15 protein-coding genes are annotated in these 16,220 nt (G+C 62.0%); 5 read left to right on the top strand and 10 right to left on the bottom strand.

Translation table 11 applies throughout. The features are described from left to right. Window positions 1-17: 17 nt before the first annotated feature. From MU551_RS09255 to MU551_RS09245, 3 genes are read right to left on the bottom strand one after another with little or no spacing between them, the layout of a single operon-like run. A complete protein-coding gene (locus tag MU551_RS09255; RefSeq protein WP_247042911.1) occupies window positions 18-1,118 on the bottom strand; it encodes an NADH:flavin oxidoreductase/NADH oxidase in 1,101 nt (366 codons plus the stop codon). Beyond that, a complete protein-coding gene (locus tag MU551_RS09250; protein WP_247042909.1) occupies window positions 1,118-2,122 on the bottom strand; it encodes a tetratricopeptide repeat protein in 1,005 nt (334 codons plus the stop codon). Before MU551_RS09250 ends, MU551_RS09255 begins: the two co-directional genes overlap by 1 nt. Window positions 2,123-2,170: 48 nt before the next feature. Then, window positions 2,171-3,955, bottom strand: a complete 1,785-nt coding sequence (locus MU551_RS09245) for a DUF8094 domain-containing protein (protein ID WP_247042907.1) — start codon at window positions 3,953-3,955, stop codon at window positions 2,171-2,173. A 293-nt stretch (window positions 3,956-4,248) separates the two neighbouring features. Here MU551_RS09245 and MU551_RS09240 point away from each other — a divergent pair, with 293 nt between their 5' ends. Further along, window positions 4,249-5,466 carry an AI-2E family transporter gene (locus tag MU551_RS09240; RefSeq protein ID WP_247042905.1) on the top strand — a complete coding sequence of 406 codons (1,218 nt, stop codon included), beginning with the start codon at window positions 4,249-4,251 and terminating at the stop codon, window positions 5,464-5,466. 44 nt (window positions 5,467-5,510) lie between these two features. On the opposite strand, the gene MU551_RS09235 is transcribed toward MU551_RS09240, so the two are convergent. Both MU551_RS09235 and MU551_RS09230 read right to left on the bottom strand, forming a co-directional pair. Continuing rightward, entirely contained in the window at window positions 5,511-6,308 is a 798-nt protein-coding gene (locus MU551_RS09235) for an alpha/beta hydrolase (RefSeq protein WP_247042903.1), read from the bottom strand. A gap of 82 nt (window positions 6,309-6,390) precedes the next feature. Then, on the bottom strand, window positions 6,391-6,765 hold the full coding sequence (locus tag MU551_RS09230; RefSeq protein ID WP_247042901.1) for an Rv1322 family protein: 375 nt from the start codon (window positions 6,763-6,765) through the stop codon (window positions 6,391-6,393). Window positions 6,766-6,932: 167 nt separating this feature from the next. Here MU551_RS09230 and nucS point away from each other — a divergent pair, with 167 nt between their 5' ends. The 4 genes from nucS to MU551_RS09210 all read left to right on the top strand — a co-directional run bounded on the left by nucS (window position 6,933) and on the right by MU551_RS09210 (window position 9,960). Continuing rightward, window positions 6,933-7,628: an endonuclease NucS gene (nucS, locus tag MU551_RS09225; RefSeq protein ID WP_247042899.1), complete on the top strand. Its 696-nt coding sequence runs from the start codon at window positions 6,933-6,935 to the stop codon at window positions 7,626-7,628. A 9-nt stretch (window positions 7,629-7,637) separates the two neighbouring features. Beyond that, window positions 7,638-8,126, top strand: a complete 489-nt coding sequence (locus MU551_RS09220; protein ID WP_247042897.1) for a WapI family immunity protein — start codon at window positions 7,638-7,640, stop codon at window positions 8,124-8,126. Window positions 8,127-8,228: 102 nt separating this feature from the next. Then, window positions 8,229-9,461, top strand: coding sequence for an N-acetylglucosamine-6-phosphate deacetylase (locus MU551_RS09215; RefSeq protein ID WP_247042895.1), 1,233 nt, complete (start codon window positions 8,229-8,231; stop codon window positions 9,459-9,461). A gap of 295 nt (window positions 9,462-9,756) precedes the next feature. Further along, window positions 9,757-9,960, top strand: a complete 204-nt coding sequence (locus MU551_RS09210; protein ID WP_011692441.1) for a cold-shock protein — start codon at window positions 9,757-9,759, stop codon at window positions 9,958-9,960. Window positions 9,961-10,138: 178 nt separating this feature from the next. Here MU551_RS09210 and MU551_RS09205 read toward each other — a convergent pair whose 3' ends face one another. From MU551_RS09205 to atpD, 5 genes are read right to left on the bottom strand one after another with little or no spacing between them, the layout of a single operon-like run. Beyond that, complete coding sequence (locus tag MU551_RS09205; RefSeq protein WP_247043168.1) at window positions 10,139-12,691, bottom strand: bifunctional lysylphosphatidylglycerol flippase/synthetase MprF; 2,553 nt, start codon at window positions 12,689-12,691, stop codon at window positions 10,139-10,141. Further along, complete coding sequence (locus MU551_RS09200) at window positions 12,691-13,989, bottom strand: alpha/beta hydrolase (RefSeq protein WP_247042893.1); 1,299 nt, start codon at window positions 13,987-13,989, stop codon at window positions 12,691-12,693. Before MU551_RS09200 ends, MU551_RS09205 begins: the two co-directional genes overlap by 1 nt. A 5-nt stretch (window positions 13,990-13,994) precedes the next feature. Beyond that, on the bottom strand, window positions 13,995-14,426 hold the full coding sequence (locus MU551_RS09195) for a DUF2550 domain-containing protein (RefSeq protein ID WP_247042891.1): 432 nt from the start codon (window positions 14,424-14,426) through the stop codon (window positions 13,995-13,997). Window positions 14,427-14,436: 10 nt separating this feature from the next. Next, window positions 14,437-14,721 (bottom strand): F0F1 ATP synthase subunit epsilon, encoded by a 285-nt coding sequence (locus MU551_RS09190; RefSeq protein ID WP_247042889.1) that lies wholly within the window; start codon window positions 14,719-14,721, stop codon window positions 14,437-14,439. A gap of 1 nt (window position 14,722) precedes the next feature. Beyond that, complete coding sequence (gene atpD / locus MU551_RS09185) at window positions 14,723-16,177, bottom strand: F0F1 ATP synthase subunit beta (protein ID WP_247042887.1); 1,455 nt, start codon at window positions 16,175-16,177, stop codon at window positions 14,723-14,725. Between the last annotated feature and the right edge of the window lie 43 nt (window positions 16,178-16,220).

Genomic DNA, 16,220 nt, shown 5'->3' with positions numbered 1-16,220 from the left:
GACGGGTCAGAGCATCGTCAGAAAGAGTGACGGGGTATGGCGCGCTCGTACTGAGGTGGCCAGGAAATGTCGTGGCCCAACTCAAAGGCGGCCCTAAGCCACCAGTGGGGATCGCGTAGTGCGGCGCGGGCAATGAATATTCCGTCTGCCTGGCCGGTGGCAACTGCGTGCTCAGCCTGCCCGGCTGACGTCAAAAGTCCCACGGTTCCCGTTGCAACGTCAGCCTCATGCCGGATCCGGGTGGAAAAGCCCGTTTGATATCCCGGTCCTGCCTGGATCTTTTGATGTGCCACAGCGCCTCCACTTGAGACGTCTACCAGGTCAACGCCGCGCTCCGCCGCTTGGCGGGCCAGCCGCACAGCGTGATCCACCTCCACCCCGCCCTCTGCCCAGTCAGAGGCGGAGATGCGCAGCAGCAAAGGCATCGAATCCGGGATGACGTCCCGAACAGCGTCCACAACCGCGAGCGTCAGCCGGTTCCTGCCGTCCTCGGTGCCGCCCCAGGCGTCGGTCCTGTCGTTCACCAAGGGGCTTTGAAATTCATGGAGCAGGTAGCCGTGGGCACCGTGGATCTCCACGGTATCGAAGCCCGCTTCCACCGCGCGGACCGCAGCCGCGGCGAAATCCCGGATCACACCATCAATATCTTCGTCCGTCATTGCGGAAGGAGGCGCATAGCCGTCAAAGGCGCCGGTTCCTGGCCCCACAGTGGCCCAACCGCCGTCGGACTCCTGCACGGAGCCGTTCCGTCCGGAAAAAGGCCAGTATGTGGAGCCCTTGCGTCCGGCGTGGGCCAGCTGCGCTCCGATTTTTGCATCGGCGGCGCCATGCTGGTGCACAAACTGAATGATCCGTTCCCACGCGGAGGCCTGCTCATCGTTGTAAAGGCCTGCATCGAGCGGACTGATCCTGCCCACAGGGTTGACCGCCGCAGCTTCGGTGAGGATCAGGGCAGCACCCCCTGCCGCGAAAGAGCCCAGATGCATCAGGTGCCAGTCGTTGGGCACCCCTTCTCCGGTTTCAGCCGCGCAGCTGTACTGGCACATGGGCGAGACCCACCCCCGGTGCTGCAGCGTCATTGAGCGCAATGTCAGAGGCGTGAAGAGCACAGAGCCCATCAGAAAAGAACCCTGGCGAGTCCTTGCCGCGCCTTGGCCACACGCTCATCCGAGGGACCTGCAACCTCAAAGAGTTCCAGCAGCCGCACGCGGGCAGTCTCGCGCTCAGGGCCGAAATTCCTGCCGATAAACGAAACCAGGCGGTTCAACGCATCATCGATGTGCCCGCCCGCAAGATCCAGATCGGCAACCGCCAATTGTGCCTCCAGATTGTCCGGCTCATCCGCCGCGAGCTTGCGCAGCGCCTCACCTTCGGGAACCGAGAGTGCCTGCAAACGGCCCATCAGCTCGACCTGGGCCAGCCCGGCCTTGGCCTCCAGGTCCGAGGGCATTTCCGCCAATGCCTTCCGGTACGCAGCGGCGGCAGCAGCGTAGTCGCCGGCTTCAATGGCATCGAACGCTTCCTGGTGCAGGGGCGGAAGCGGCGCGGGCTCAGGTTCGCCGACCGGTTCTTCAGAACCGCCGATCCTGCCGTTTACTCCGTTGGCTGCTGCAACCTTGAGCAGCTCGTCCAGCAGGCTTTGTATCTGCTGTTCATCCGCACCGCCCTGGAAGAGCGGTACGGGTTGGCCTTTAACCACGGCAACAGTGGTAGGGACGGCCTGCACCTGGAAGGCCTGGGCGAGCTGCGGAAACGCCTCAATATCGGCTGTTCCCAGGACCAGGCGGCCGTCATAGCCGTTGATGATCCGCTCGAGGACGTCAAGCGTGGCTTCAGAACCCGGGGAGTACCCGGCCCACAGGGCAAAAACCACCGGCACCTGCGTGGAAAGCTCGACGAGTTCCTGGAAATTTGATTCTGTGGCGGCCACGCGGAGGGGACGTCCGCCCTCGGGTCGCTCGGTTCCGATTGCGGAGCCGGACGTGGAACTTTGGGAGGCGGGCGGACCTGACGGCGTTCCTGAGGCAGCACGCTGCTTCAGGGCGGAAAGATCGACGGCGCCGCGAAGGTTCAGCTGACTGGCAGCGGCCGGAGGGACAGGGCGGGAAGCTGGCGAACTCATAGCTTCCACTCTAGCCACTCCGGCCGTTGCCGGTGTCAACCCCGGATGCTACTTGAAGCCCGCTCCGATGAGTCCACGGGTTGCCGCTACCAGCTTCATGGGGTCCTTGGACCCCGTCGGAGGCACGTACACGGCAACTGACTCTGCAAACTGCAGGACCATGCCGGACGTCGTTTCCTTGCCGCCGGCGAGGACGGCAGCGTCATCCCCGATTGTCAGCTTGTCCCCGGAAGCCTTGGGCGTTCCGTCGAAGGCGAAGTCGAGGCGGCCGAGTACCAGAGCGCCGCCGTCGGCCGTCCGGAAGACTACCGTCTGCTTCGGGTCAACCTTGTGGGTGAAGGCGAAATTGCCGTTGGGTCCCGACTTCACGGCATCGGCCTGGTAGGCCAGAGTGTCGGAGATGTACGGGGAAGACTGGCCTTCAACAAGTTTATCCTTGAACGTGGAGTCGTCCTTGGTCAGGCGGTCACCCAGACCCGCGAGGGCTTCCTCACCGGTGTACAGAAGGCCTGACTTGTCGCCGGCGGCCAATGATTCGCTTCCCTCAGTAGCTACGGCCGGAAGGGTGGTTCCCGGCTGCAGCGGTGTGGTGAGCACCAGCTTGTAGTTTTCCCGCGCGGACGGCTGCACGAGCGTAAGGAGCTGCGGGACCACGTTGCCCTCACCCTGTGTAACTGCCAGCACCGAGCGCGGCCACTCGTTCTTGCTGGGAACAACTGCCGTGAGCTGTTTCGTGGCACGTACGGGCATACGGGCTTCATAGGAACCCACCTGCGAACGGATCTTGTAGTTCTGCCCACGGACCTCCAGCTCAGTCGCACCCACTCTGGCCCTAAGCTTTTCGACATCCTTTGCGGCGTCGCCTGCGTCAACGGTGCTGGCTACCTGCTCCAGGATCCGACGGAGCTGCGCGTCCAACAGGACGGGCGCTTTCTCTGCTGCCTCCGGCTCAGCAGGGGCGGAAGAAGCTGCGGAGGGCGATGGAGCCGGGGTCGTGGCTTGGGCTGCAACACCGCTTCCCGCTACGGCGGTGGCAGTGAGCGCGGCGACAATGAAGCCGCCCCGGGCCAGGCCAACCCCGCGGAGACCGCTCATGCGCGTAAGGGTGGTGGAGTTGACTACGGTCGAGCCGGAGCCGCTTCCACGAGCTGCACTCGTGGGGACTCCCCGGTCGGGATAGGCGGTTTCAATTCCACCCGTTCCACCCGCACTGTTGTTCCTGCGGCCCTTGGGTTTGATCATCAGCAAGGCAATGCCCGCCAGGATGATCAAAGCGCCCAGGACCATAAAGGGCACCGCCAAGGGAGTCGAGGTGTCGTTGTCGAACGTCATGGAAATCGACGACGGCGCCGGCTTAGTACCGTCCGACGCGAGCAGCAGGCTCCATTCGCCGTCGGCAGGGGCATTCCACGTGTAGTTGAGGTCGCCGCTGGCGTTCTCGGTGGAAACCCAGAGGTCTGAACCGGCGGGTGTCGGTGACGTTGCTTCGCCGTCAGTGTGTGTCACCTGCAATGACTTGCTGTCCTCAGACACGCCCGAGACGGTGTTGTGGGCTGTTTTTCCGACCCACGCGCTGACGTCATCAGGGCGTCCCGTGGCCAGCAGGAAACTTCCTTCGCCCTTGACATTGATCTTGACCGGTCCTCCGCCGTGTGTGCGCAGCTTCTGGTCTATGACGGTCAGGGGCACGGCAGCGGAGCCGGAGGGTGCCGTGGCCGTTACGGTCTCGGCCGGGGCCCAGATTGTCTTCTGTCCGATCCCGGCCAGTAACACCAGGAGGCCGAGCAGCACTAGTGCAACTGCAGTCTTGAAACGCAAAGAATCACCTATCATCAGCGGGGGTTTGCTTTCAATAGTAACCGTTTTGTTACCAATCTCTGAGTTCGGGGCTCGGCGCAACGCTGAATCGATGCCCCTCCGCGGCGCTTCACCCGGGCCGGAATAGGCCTGCTGATAGTGTTTGCGATGATCATCACACCGGCGGCGAAGACGGTGTAACGCGTAGAAACATGCACGGAAAAGGGCACTAAAAAGCTGTGACTGAACACACGGATTCGTCCCCCTCAGGACAGGAAGATCTACAAGGATCCGTTGCCCCGGAACCTGTTGCGGCGGAACCTGTTGCGGTGAAACAGCACCCAAAGAACCCGCCCCGGGCTGCTTTCCTTGGATCGGTCATCCGGCGGCTGCGCCAGCCGCTGCCCGGAGCCCAGCCGCGCGTGCGCTTCGAAATGCCGCCCGAGCACATCGATGACGAACAGCTGAGCGGGGAAGACGCTGAGCGCTTCGGCGCCCCAGGACCACGTATCTCTGCCCAGCATCCGGTCTATGTCGGGTTCATGGGGACCGTTGGCGTGGGGATGGCTTTGCTGGTCTATTGGATCGGTTCCAACACCACGCAGCTGCTGCTGTGGATTGTGGCGGCGCTTTTCATCGCCTTGGGACTGGATCCGGTGGTGCGCTGGCTTGAGGGCCGCAAGTTGCCCCGGCCCGTGGGTATCCTCGTTTCCGTTGCTGTCCTGGCCTCAGCCGTCACCGGTTTTTTCGCCACCCTGATCCCTACCATCGTCGAGCAGGTCACTGAGATTGTTGAGCAGGCGCCCGTCTGGGTGCGGGACTTCATCAACTCCGATCTGTTCCGCACGCTCGATGACCAATTCGGAGTCCGGGACCGCATCACTGAAGAACTGGAAAAGTTCGTCAATGATCCGGCAGCCATGAGCGGCATCTTCGGCGGGGTCCTTGGCTTCGGATCCACCGTGGCAAACGGCCTGTTCGGCACCCTCATTGTCCTCGTCCTGAGCCTCTACTTCCTGGCCGCCCTGCCGAATATGAAGAAGTGGGCATATCGGCTGGCACCGCGGTCGCGCCGCGCCCGGGTCGAGGCGCTCTCGGAGGAAATCACGGGGTCGGTCGGAAACTATGTCATCGGCCAGGCCGCGGTCGCAGGACTCAACGCAACCTTCGCCTTCATTGTGATGTCGGTGCTTGGCATCCCGTTCGCAGTACTGCTGACGTTTGTGGTGGCCCTGCTCGCCTTCATTCCCCTCGTGGGAGGACTGATCGCCGGAGTCCTGGTCACGCTTATTGCGCTCACGGCCGGTTGGCAAACTGCTCTCGGGTACGCAATCTGCTACTTCGCCTACCTGCAGTTCGAGGCCTATTTCATCTCCCCGCGCATCATGCAGAAGGCAGTTGCAGTGCCGGGTGCCGTTGCCGTCATTTCAGTCATCGCCGGCGGCAGCCTGCTCGGAGTTCTAGGCGCCCTGATTGCCATTCCGACTGCGGCAGCCACCATGCTGCTGGTCCGCGAGATCTTCATCGTCCGCCAGGACAAGCATTAGGCAGGGCAAGCCTTAGGCACGGAAAGCATCAGGCGCAGCAAGCACTAGGGCGCAGCAGTGGCCATCGGCCCGTTCCATTCCTGGGGCAATTCCGAGGCTGTAGCATTCCGGTTCACTTCGGCGACAATTTCGTTCAGGGCCCGCGCAGCGTACTTCTCCCCCACCCACAGGTGCTTGGCGCCGTCGACTCCCACAACGTTTGCCTGCGGCACCAGCACGAACCGCTCAGCGGCTGCTTCCGGTCGCAGATAGTCGTCGTGTTCCGGTACCAGGACTTTTAGCGGCTTGCCCGAGGATGCCCATTCCTTCAGGTGCACGTCCGTGGCACGGTGCAGCGGGGGCGACAAAAGGATCGCGCCTTCCACCTGCGAAGCCACTGGTTCCACGGCGCCGTACATAAGGGCGAGTTCCGTACCGAAGGACCAGCCCACGAGCCACCGGTTGGGCAGCCCGCGCTCGACAGCGAAGCGGGCGGCTGCTTCCACGTCGTGGCGTTCACCAATGCCCTCCTCAAATTTCCCTTGGCTCGTCCCCCGAGGGGATGACGTTCCGCGCGTGTTGAACCGCAGGACGGCGATACCCGCGAGCGCGGGGAGCCGGTAGGAAGCCTTGCGGTACACGTGGGAGTCCATAAAGCCGCCATGCGTGGGCAGCGGATGGAGGGTGATCAGCGTGGCCGTGATCTCTCCCGACTCCGGCACTGCGAGTTCACCCACCAGCACGTGCCCGTCGTCGGTGGTGATTTCCACGTTTTCGCGCTTCGCGGGAAGAACGGTGGAGGCCCGGATCGCGGCAGGGCCTGAGGACGGGGAGAATGCGTACGACGCCGGGTCAAAAGTCATGCTTATCAGCTTAGCCACCCTCTCTGCTGGCGGCAGATTCACAGCCGGAAGATTCAGCGGTGGCGCGTGAGCGCCGGCCGATTCAGCGGTGGCGGTAGCTTCGGGAGGTCCAGCAGTTCGTGTGCCAATGCCGCCGCTCTGCGAGCCCGGCGGCCGGTCCGAACAGGTGATCGTCCTGCCAGACAACCAAATGCGCGATCCCGGGAAGCACTGCTGTGGAGCATCCTGGACAGATGTAGGCCTTTTCAGCCCGCTTTGCCGTCATGGGCCGCACCATCCATTCACCGTCAGGCGCACTTTCACGGCGGGTAAATCCTGAGCGTGCCCTTTCAAGATCCAGTTCAGGAACCTCGCCGCCGTCGTGCCGGCCAGGTTTTCCCGGCGCCCTTCCGGGACCCGCTTTTCCTTGCCCCGGTTTTCCTGAAATGGGGCGGCGGGGACGGTTGGAGCGGGGCATGCTTCTATTCTGCCCCATTCCGGAGTCAGCCCGTCGAGACAGTTCAGCCTGTCAGGACGGACGGCCGCGCCCCTTAGGCGCTGTCACCCCACTCGCCTGCCTCCGGTGTTCCGCCATCGGCGCCTGCCCTCCCGGCAGAACGGCGGCCACGCGGTAATGTGTACCGGGTGCGCCTCGTCATAGCCCGTTGTTCAGTTGATTACGTCGGAAGACTCAAAGCCCATCTTCCCCTTGCCACCCGGCTGTTGCTGGTCAAGGCGGACGGTTCCGTACTTGTCCATTCCGACGGCGGATCCTACAAGCCGCTGAACTGGATGAGTCCTCCAGCGGTACTCCGTGTCTCCTCCCCCGATGAAGTAGAGCTCGAGGTAGGAGTCACCGAGCAGTGGACAGTGCAATCGGCTAAAACCGATGACCGCCTGATCATCAACATCCATGAGCATCTCCACGACACTTCCCATGATTTGGGCCTGGATCCCGGGCTCATCAAGGACGGCGTGGAAGCAGACCTGCAGAGGCTGCTGGCCGAGCAGATTGAAACGCTGGGTTCGGGATTTTCCCTCATCCGCCGCGAATATTTCACCGCCATCGGGCCGGTCGACATCCTGGCCAGGGACGCAAACGGCGCCACCGTAGCCATTGAGCTGAAGCGTCGGGGCGACATCGACGGCGTTGAACAGCTGACGCGCTATCTGGAGCTGCTTAACAGGGACCCGTTGCTGGCACCCGTCCGCGGCATCTTTGCAGCCCAGCAGATCAAGCCGCAGGCCAAAGTCCTTGCCAACGATCGGGGCATTGACTGCATAACCCTGGACTACGACGCCATGCGCGGTGTAGATGACAGCGAATCCCGGCTCTTCTAAGGTCGACAAATGGAACTCGCCTCTCCACAAGGGAACCTCGTCTCGTTGTCGATTTGCGGCTATGAATTTCCCGGCACCACCGGTTCTGGCGAACGTGATTGGGATGCTAACTGGCTGATCATCGAGGGGGCCGTGAAGTCGGGAGACCAAGAGTGGACGTTCAGGCACCCCTGCCTCACTACCTGGGAGGCTCGCGAGCTGTCGGACTGGTTGCGGGCCATCGCTGACGGGTCACGTCAGCCGGCACCGGTCGACCCCGAAAACGGGAGCGGCGGGCTGCTCTCTTTCACGGAGCCGAACATCGCGTTCGCTTATCAGGGGAACACCTCAGAGGCGGCGACTCTCCGTGTCTATCTATCGCTCGAAGCCCTCCCCGCCTCCATGACGGGAACCGACAACTTCGAGTACTTCGTTGAGTTGGTGCTGACCCGGGAGGACCTGGCAATTGCCGCCGACACATGGGATGACGAGCTGAGGGCCTTCCCGGTACGGGCCTAACCGGCCGTCGCAGTGACGGTGGCAGCGAATCCCGGCTCGTCTGAACATCGGGCGATTCCGTGTCACAGCTTGCTGCCGTGCACGGCAGCCTAGACTCGTTCCATGACTACGCCACCGATTCCGCCGAGCCGCAAAGTCATGTACGGAACGCTGGTCACCGATGGAACAATCACCGGAGATGCCGTGGTGGCTGTGGAGGGCGACCGCATTTCGTATGCCGGGCCCGAGGTTGGATTTGATGGCGCTGCCTTTCCCGGGGCATCCGTTGAAGAACTGCCCGCAGATTCTTTGCTCCTTCCGGGACTCGTGGACCTCCATTGCCACGGCGCGGCCGGGGGCGACTTCCCCGGCGCGGATGAACAGGCCATTCGTCCAGCCCTCGACTTTATCCACGGTTCAGGCACCACCACGGTATTAGCCAGCCTTGTCACAGCATCCCGTGAGGATCTGCTCCGCGGAATCCGCCTGTTTGCCCGGCTTTGTGAAGAAGACCTGGTGGCTGGGATCCACCTTGAGGGTCCCTTCCTGTCCTTGGCCCGCTGCGGAGCCCAGAATCCTAAGTTTCTCCTGAAACCCGACCTTGGGCTGATGTCCGAACTGGTGGAGGCTGCCGCAGGACGACTGACCACCATGACCTATGCGCCGGAGTTGCCGGGCGCCGGTGAACTTGTGGATCTGATGACGTCCCATGGGGTCAGGCCGTCCCTTGGCCATACCGACTGTGACGACGACACGGCGGCCGCCTCACTGGTGGCAGCCCGTGAAGGGCTGGAAGCAGCAGGATTCGACGGCGTGTACTCACTGCCGACCGTCACTCACCTGTTCAATGGCATGCCTTCGCTCCACCACCGCTCCCCTGGTCCTGTTGCAGCGTGCCTGCGGGCTGCAAAGGCGGGGGGCGCCGTCGTCGAGCTGGTTGCCGACGGGACTCATGTGGCCCCGCAGACTGTAGTGACGGTTTTCGAGCTCGTCGGCTCCGCCAACATCGCCCTTGTCACAGATTCCATGGCGGCGGCCGGTCTGCCTGATGGCCAATACAGGCTTGGTTCCTCCGTGGTGACCGTGAAGGATGCGGTCGCTACGTTGGATGCGACGGGAAGCCTGGCAGGTGGTACTTCGACGCTTCTTGGCGTCGTGCGTGCCACGGTGGCTTCCGGCGTCGCCCTCGCTGACGCCGTCGGCTCCGCAACGTCAGTTCCTGCTGCTGTGCTTGGACTTTCGGACGAAGTGGGCGGGTTGAGGCGGGGCCTTCGCGCCGACGTCCTGGTTGCAAACGCCGGACTCTCCCCGATTAAGGTCATGCGCAAAGGTGTGTGGCTCGGAGCGGACGGCTAGTGGTGTTCCCCGCAGTTCCCCATGACATGGCCTGCGCGGTTGGAGTTCGAGTGCTTTTCACCCAAATTTTACGTATTTGCTTGTTTTGACCGTTGACCTGACGCGGCTCCCGTGAAATTCTTATATCAGTCTTTGTGTAGGTGTTTTTCATGCTCGCAAGACATGTTGCGAGCGCGAAGCTTCTGCAGCTGAAACCCGGTTCCGGGTTGCAAGCCAGGATTCTTCTCGCGGAGTGACCCAAGTCCAGCACGAAGTGTGCCGGTCTTATATAAAGTTCCACAATGAGGAGAAATAAATGGCACAGGGAACCGTCAAGTGGTTCAACGCTGAAAAGGGCTTCGGCTTCATCACCCCGGATGACTCCGATGGCGATGTCTTCGTTCACTATTCTGAAATCCAGACCGGTGGCTTCAAGACCCTCGATGAGAACCAGCGCGTTCAGTTCGAGATCGGTCAGGGCGCCAAGGGTCCCCAGGCTACCGGCGTAACACTGGTCTAGTCACACCGCGAACTTCGCTACTACAGCGGCGTAACCGAAAAGATGGTCCCCGGCATTTATGCCGGGGACCATCTTTGCGTCCGGAGCTTTATCCATTTCGTTCATTTGCAGTCCAAGGCCATTGTCTTGTTTCGTCACAAATGTTTTACAAAGCCTGAAAATATCGTGCTGACGAATTTCATCTGACCAGGGTGCGAAGCAGCCGGGCACTCTGCCGGACCGAGAGCCCTGGAAGGTACGCCCGGCTCAGCGCGCGGCCGATTGCAGGCAGCTGAAGTGGATCCTGGTAGTACAGATAGAGAGTCCTGTACTCAGGCTTGAAGCGGGACTTAAAGGTCGCGAGGGAACGGAAACCGTAGATCGGTTCCAATGCCCCGCCCACAACATCCAGGATTGCAGCCAGCCCCTCTGAACGATCGGCGAGGTCATCCTGTGCTTGGCGGGGAGCCTGTCCCTGGACCTCTTGGGCCAGAGGGGAGCCTGAAAGGGAAATGACCTCCACCGAGGAACGGAGTTCCAAAACTGCGGAAGCGATGAGAAACTCCATGACTCCCGGGAAGCTGTCGCTGCGCCGCCGCATGAAGTCCAGGGTCCAGCTGGTCCGGCTGCCGCCGTCGAACACCGGGAGCCAGCTGGTCACCCCATGGACCAGGCCCTCCCGGTCGACCGCGAGGCAGCACAGCACCTGGTCATCCATCAATTCATCGATCCCGCCAAGCGTGAACCCCATTTCCGGAACCGATTTTTGGGCAGCCCATTCCTCTGACACTTCGATAAGTTGTGATCGCAAGGCCGCAGGGAGGCTTCCGTAGGTTCCCCATACTGCCTTGACGCCGGTCTTGGCTGCCCGGTTCAAGGCCGTCCTGACGTTTTGCCATTCCTTACCCTTGAATTCAAGGTCCCGGATGGCAAGCCGGGTTTCCTGCGCGACCACCACCCGATTGAACCCTCGCTCGCGCAACAGCGGCCACAGTTCATCCGTGCAGGAATAGAAGCAAGGAGTCAGCGCCTGCTCCGTGCAAAAACCCAGAAAGCCGGCGGCCGTCTGATCTCTTTTGCGGGCAACACCCAGCGGTCCACCCAAGGTCAGAGCGACGCTGCCGTGGAGTTGATAGGCTACGGCGCCGTCGCGGTTTCCCGTAAACCAATATCTGTTGGGCGCCCAGGACGCCATCCAGGACAACGAATCGCCGCCCTGCCTGATCAGTTTCACGGCTGACTCCCGATCTTCTTCGGCCGTGTCCTTAGGATGATGCCGGCGGAGGAGGACAAGCCACACAGCCGATAGGGCCACCAGCCAGAAGACTGGTCCGGAATAGGCAAACAGGAACCCCTCCAAGGCATTCCGGCCGTCAAAGACGCGGTGGTAGAGGCTTGGGATCGGCACAGGCAGGAACTGCCGGGCTAACTCCGCCCCCAGCCCGCCGAGGCCGCTGTCTCGCTCCATCCCGCCTGCGACGAACCAAACCACCGAGTATGAACCCGCCAGTACACACCACGATCCGCCCACCACCGCGCTGACGCTGCGCCGTACACGGGACGTCGACTCTACCCGGAACTGGCGCCGGTTCGCCCACAAAACTGCCGCAAGAAGGAGGGGAACCACAACAAGGGGCAGGACATGGACAAATCCCGAACTCATCACGGGTATGTGGGGCCGGGAAGCGGAGTGCGGGATCCGTGCGAACAGGGAAAGATACACTGCCGAAAGCGCCGTAACACCCAGTTGCACAGTCAGCGCAATCCGCAGGGCAAGCCTGCGCCCGCGCCGCATACCATCAGCGCAGATCAGCAGGAGAAACACAGGCACAACGGCCACGGCCAAGCCCAGCGGTCCCGCAAAGCCGTGCCTGCCTATCTCAAGACAACTGACATCCACGGTTCCGCCGCAGCTCGCCTCCAGCTGGTTAAGGGTGGGCAATGGATTAAGCACTACATCCCGCAGCAAGGCCAAGGGACCGCTGGGACTGCGGGCAGCTGCTGTCAGGATCGGCCCCACAGCAAAAATACCGACCGTCAACGCGAGAAGATTGCGGGTCTCCCGGCCAGTGGAGCGGTGCCGCCGCGGCTGTCCCTGGTCACCCTGGATCCACCAGCCTGCGGCGATCCCGACAAGAGCCCCCAGAAGGCCCACCACCGTCTCGGCATGACCGATATATAGGACCAACAACAACGACATCGAGAGCACCGCCGTGCGCAGGCGTCGTTGCCAGAGCGTCGGCATACGCCCGCTGGCAGCAAGAGCGGCCGCCAGGATCGCGGCGTACGGACCAATCAAACGGACATCGACCATACTTCCCAGCCATGCGTCACCGGCGAAGCGGGCCAGCTGCGTGACCAGTAAGAAGAGAGTCACAGCGATGAACTGGCCCGCGGTAAAGAAGGCGGCTGCAAGTTTCGTGCCCAGATTCCGCTCGGCAAGGCCCAGCAACGACAGGATCATGAGCGCTGCCAGCCCGTATGCCGCTGGATTGGTCGCAAAAAACAGAGAGGTGAACATGCACCACCAATGCCCCGCCTTGAGACCTGACGCTGTCACGCTGGCCACGTCCAGGGACAACTCGGGCGGGCCCGAGAGCACACTTCCCGTTCCCAAGCCTGTCAGGAGGAAAATACCGAGGACCGCGAGGGTAAACGGGATCGCTTTGAAATGGGCGGCGGCGGCTTTCCTGGTACCGGCAAGCAGGCCCTTTCCAGCACTGCTCCTGAGGGGATCCTGCGTCGTTGACATCATGGTCCGAGCCCCCAGCGCAGGGCCATGAAGTCCAAGGCCTGCGGCAGACTTCCGGCGGTCGCCTCCCACGAGTGCCCTGTATTCGCCACAATTTTGGTATCGACGGCGAAGCCGGCCTTCCGGGCCGCTGCCGACAATTCCTCGAGGTAGGAGACGAACTCCTGATCGCCCGCTCCTGCCCCCAGGAAAACCGCGTTGGCGTCGAAGCGCTGTTTCGCCATGATGTTCAAGGGAGTCTGCGCGTCGAAAGCAGCCAGATCTCCGTCAAAAGATGCTTCTACCGTCTTCTGCCGCTCCTTCGCGAGGGCGGGCTCCCGTTCACCGGAAAAGGAAAGGGCAGCGTTAAAAACGTCCGGGTGCCGTGTCACCATTTGCAGGGCGCAGGTTCCTCCGAAAGAAAAGCCGCCCGCAGCCCAGTTCCGGTGGTCCCTTCCGACGTCGAGGTTCTGCACTATCCAGTTCGGTACGTCCTGGGACAGGTACGTGTCCGCCTTCGCTATCCGGCTGTCCATGCAGAGGGTATTGCCGTTGGCCGATCCGTTCGGGTCCACCACCACTACAACGGGTGCTATCCCGTGATGCTGCGCGGCGAACCGGTCCATGTGGGTCCGGAGCATTCCTCCGGTAAGCCAATCAGCCGGACCTCCGGGCTGACCGGCGAACATGACCAGCACAGGTAAAGCAGGACGCCGGGGGTCAAGGTAGGCAGGGGGCAGATAGATGTAGGCATCACGGGCCGAAAATCCTGAAGCTGGAGCCGGAATGTGGGCACTCCTCAGCACCCCGCCGTCGGCAGGTTCTCCTTGGGGACTCCACGTGGCCAGATCCCGGAGTGGAGGATCGCCGTCGCGGGCCATCAGAGCCGGCTCCAAGGGAGCGATTCTGGCTACAGCCGTGCCCAAAAGGTCACTGACCGTACGGTTCAGCCCGAAATACGCGTTGATCTGCACCGTTGTCAGCAGGACCACAGCCAACATGGACAGAGTCGAGAGAGTCCGTACCCGCCAGGCGGAGCGCGGAAGCCGTGCCAGGCACAGGAAAAAGGCAGTAACCGCGGGCACCGACCACGCCAGCACCTCAGCGGGCAGGGATTCCGGAAAGACGGAAACAACGTACAGGAGCAACCAGTGAACAGACACAACAGCACCGGCTGCAGCGGCAATGCTGATCAGGACCTTCAGGGGCCAGCGGGGCTCCCGACGCCAGAGGAGGTAGCCCAGGCCTGCGATCCCGGCAAGCCAGGCCAGCCAGACGACGGGTCCGGACGTGATATGGACATCGGCGAGGAAGTCCACGGCGGCTAACGCCAGGTACCTACACCGATAACCGGTCCGGCTTCAAGCCAGGACGACAATCCGGTATAGGCATCAAACTTCATGGCCAGCAGGACTTCCTGGCCTTCATAGCGCAGTTCAACAATGACTGAATCGGGGAGCACCTTGATCAGCTCAGCCTCAGTGGGCTTGCGTCGGCCAAGCAGCTCAAGCGAACTGCGGCGGAAAGTGTGCTTGGGGCGGACGCTGAGGGACACGAGGCGGAACCACTCGAGATCATTGTCCTGATAACGGCAAACCCCCATCTGCCAGCTGTTTCCAGCCGTGCAAATGGAGGCGTCCACGGTGCCCAGGGCGCGCCGCAGATTATGGCGGCGCACCCCGAAAAGGCACAGTGTGAAAATCAGCAACAAAAAGACAGTTGCCAAGGCGATGAACGGATAACCAAGAGCGTCCATCAAGGTATTGCTAGCGGATCCCCGCAGTAGCCGCGTCACCCAGTTGGGCGTTGTCAGCAACAATAACCACTCTGTTGTTGTCGACCGAGAAGAATCCTCCGTCAACAACTACAGCGATGCGGTCACCGGAAACAGGCTGGATCGCCAGTTCACCTTCGGCCAGAATCGCCAGCAGGGGCGAGTGGCCGGGCAGGATTCCGATTTCACCATCGCTGGTGCGGGCCTTGACCATCTTGGCCGCTCCGGACCACACGAAGTGGTCCGCTGCGACAATCTCAACCTCAAGCTCAGCCATATTACTTGGTCTGTTCCTGGATCTTGGCCCACTGGCGCTCGACGTCATCCAGGCCGCCGACGTTGAAGAACGCCTGCTCTGCGATGTGGTCCAGCTCGCCGTCGCAGATAGCGGTGAAGCCCTCAATGGTGTCCTTGATGGAAACCGTTGAGCCTTCGACGCCGGTGAACTGCTTGGCAGTGTAGGTGTTCTGGGAGAGGAACTGCTGGATGCGGCGTGCACGCGACACAACGATCTTGTCCTCTTCAGACAGTTCGTCAACGCCGAGGATGGCGATGATGTCCTGGAGTTCCTTGTTCTTCTGCAGGATCTGCTTCACACGGACAGCCGTGTTGTAGTGATCCTTGCCGATGTACTGGGCGTCCAGGATTCGCGACGTCGACGTCAGCGGGTCCACGGCGGGGTACAGACCACGGGAAGCAATTTCACGGGAAAGTTCCGTGGTTGCGTCGAGGTGTGCGAACGTCGTGGCCGGTGCCGGGTCGGTGTAGTCATCTGCGGGAACGTAGATGGCCTGCATCGAGGTGATGGAGTGGCCCTTGGTGGACGTGATGCGCTCCTGGAGGAGGCCCATCTCGTCTGCCAGGTTGGGCTGGTAGCCCACAGCCGACGGCATGCGGCCGAGAAGGGTGGAAACCTCGGAGCCTGCCTGGGTGAAGCGGAAGATGTTGTCAATGAAGAGCAGCACGTCCTGCTTCTGGACATCGCGGAAGTACTCCGCCATGGTCAGGGCAGACAGGGCAACGCGCAGGCGCGTTCCCGGCGGCTCGTCCATCTGGCCGAATACAAGGGCGGTGTCCTTCAGGACGCCTGCCTCTTCCATTTCAACCCAGAGGTCGTTTCCTTCACGCGTACGCTCGCCGACGCCGGCGAAAACGGAAGTACCGCCGAAGTTACGGGCAACACGGGTGATCATTTCCTGGATCAGCACGGTCTTGCCGACACCGGCGCCACCGAACAGGCCGATCTTTCCACCCTTGATGTAAGGGGTGAGAAGGTCGATGACCTTGATGCCGGTTTCCAGCATTTCGGTCTGGCCTTCAAGCGAGGCGAAAGAAGGAGCCTTGCGGTGGATCGGCCAGCGTTCCGTGGTCTCCAATTCGGACTCAGCAATGTCCAGGGGCTGGCCCAGGACGTTGAAGATGTGTCCCTTGACGCCGTCGCCGACGGGAACTGAAATCGGAGCGCCGCTGTCAATCACAGACGTACCGCGGACGAGTCCGTCGGTCGCCTGCAGGGCGATGGCGCGAACGAGGTTATCGCCAAGGTGCTGGGAGGTCTCGAACGTGATGGGGCGGGTCTCACCGTTGAGGGTAATCTCGGCGGTGAGGGCGTTGTAAATCGAGGGGATTGCGTCAGCCGGGAATTCGACGTCGACAACCGGGCCAATAACACGTGCAATACGGCCGGTGGCACCGGACGTTGCGGCTACGTGTTCGGTAGCAGTGGCAGTCATCTCTCTCACTTCACTCAGTAGATGGCGTGGTTAAGTTTATTTG

Origin of the sequence: Arthrobacter rhizosphaerae (assembly GCF_023062595.1) — a bacterium.
GTDB classification, from domain to species: Bacteria; Actinomycetota; Actinomycetes; order Actinomycetales; family Micrococcaceae; genus Arthrobacter; species Arthrobacter rhizosphaerae.
Note: the sequence above shows the minus strand (reverse complement) of the source record. Positions and strands in the feature narration are given on the sequence as shown.

Bases quoted from the DNA above. Each gene is read 5' to 3' on its own strand.
- MU551_RS09255 (WP_247042911.1), bottom strand. From the start codon at position 1,118: ATGGGCTCTGTGCTCTTCACGCCTCTGACATTGCGCTCAATGACGCTG.
- MU551_RS09250 (WP_247042909.1), bottom strand. From the start codon at position 2,122: ATGAGTTCGCCAGCTTCCCGCCCTGTCCCTCCGGCCGCTGCCAGTCAG.
- MU551_RS09245 (WP_247042907.1), bottom strand. From the start codon at position 3,955: ATGATAGGTGATTCTTTGCGTTTCAAGACTGCAGTTGCACTAGTGCTG.
- MU551_RS09235 (WP_247042903.1), bottom strand. From the start codon at position 6,308: ATGACTTTTGACCCGGCGTCGTACGCATTCTCCCCGTCCTCAGGCCCT.
- MU551_RS09230 (WP_247042901.1), bottom strand. From the start codon at position 6,765: ATGCCCCGCTCCAACCGTCCCCGCCGCCCCATTTCAGGAAAACCGGGG.
- MU551_RS09220 (WP_247042897.1), top strand. From the start codon at position 7,638: ATGGAACTCGCCTCTCCACAAGGGAACCTCGTCTCGTTGTCGATTTGC.
- MU551_RS09215 (WP_247042895.1), top strand. From the start codon at position 8,229: ATGACTACGCCACCGATTCCGCCGAGCCGCAAAGTCATGTACGGAACG.
- MU551_RS09210 (WP_011692441.1), top strand. From the start codon at position 9,757: ATGGCACAGGGAACCGTCAAGTGGTTCAACGCTGAAAAGGGCTTCGGC.
- MU551_RS09205 (WP_247043168.1), bottom strand. From the start codon at position 12,691: ATGTCAACGACGCAGGATCCCCTCAGGAGCAGTGCTGGAAAGGGCCTG.
- MU551_RS09195 (WP_247042891.1), bottom strand. From the start codon at position 14,426: ATGGACGCTCTTGGTTATCCGTTCATCGCCTTGGCAACTGTCTTTTTG.
- MU551_RS09190 (WP_247042889.1), bottom strand. From the start codon at position 14,721: ATGGCTGAGCTTGAGGTTGAGATTGTCGCAGCGGACCACTTCGTGTGG.
- atpD (WP_247042887.1), bottom strand. From the start codon at position 16,177: ATGACTGCCACTGCTACCGAACACGTAGCCGCAACGTCCGGTGCCACC.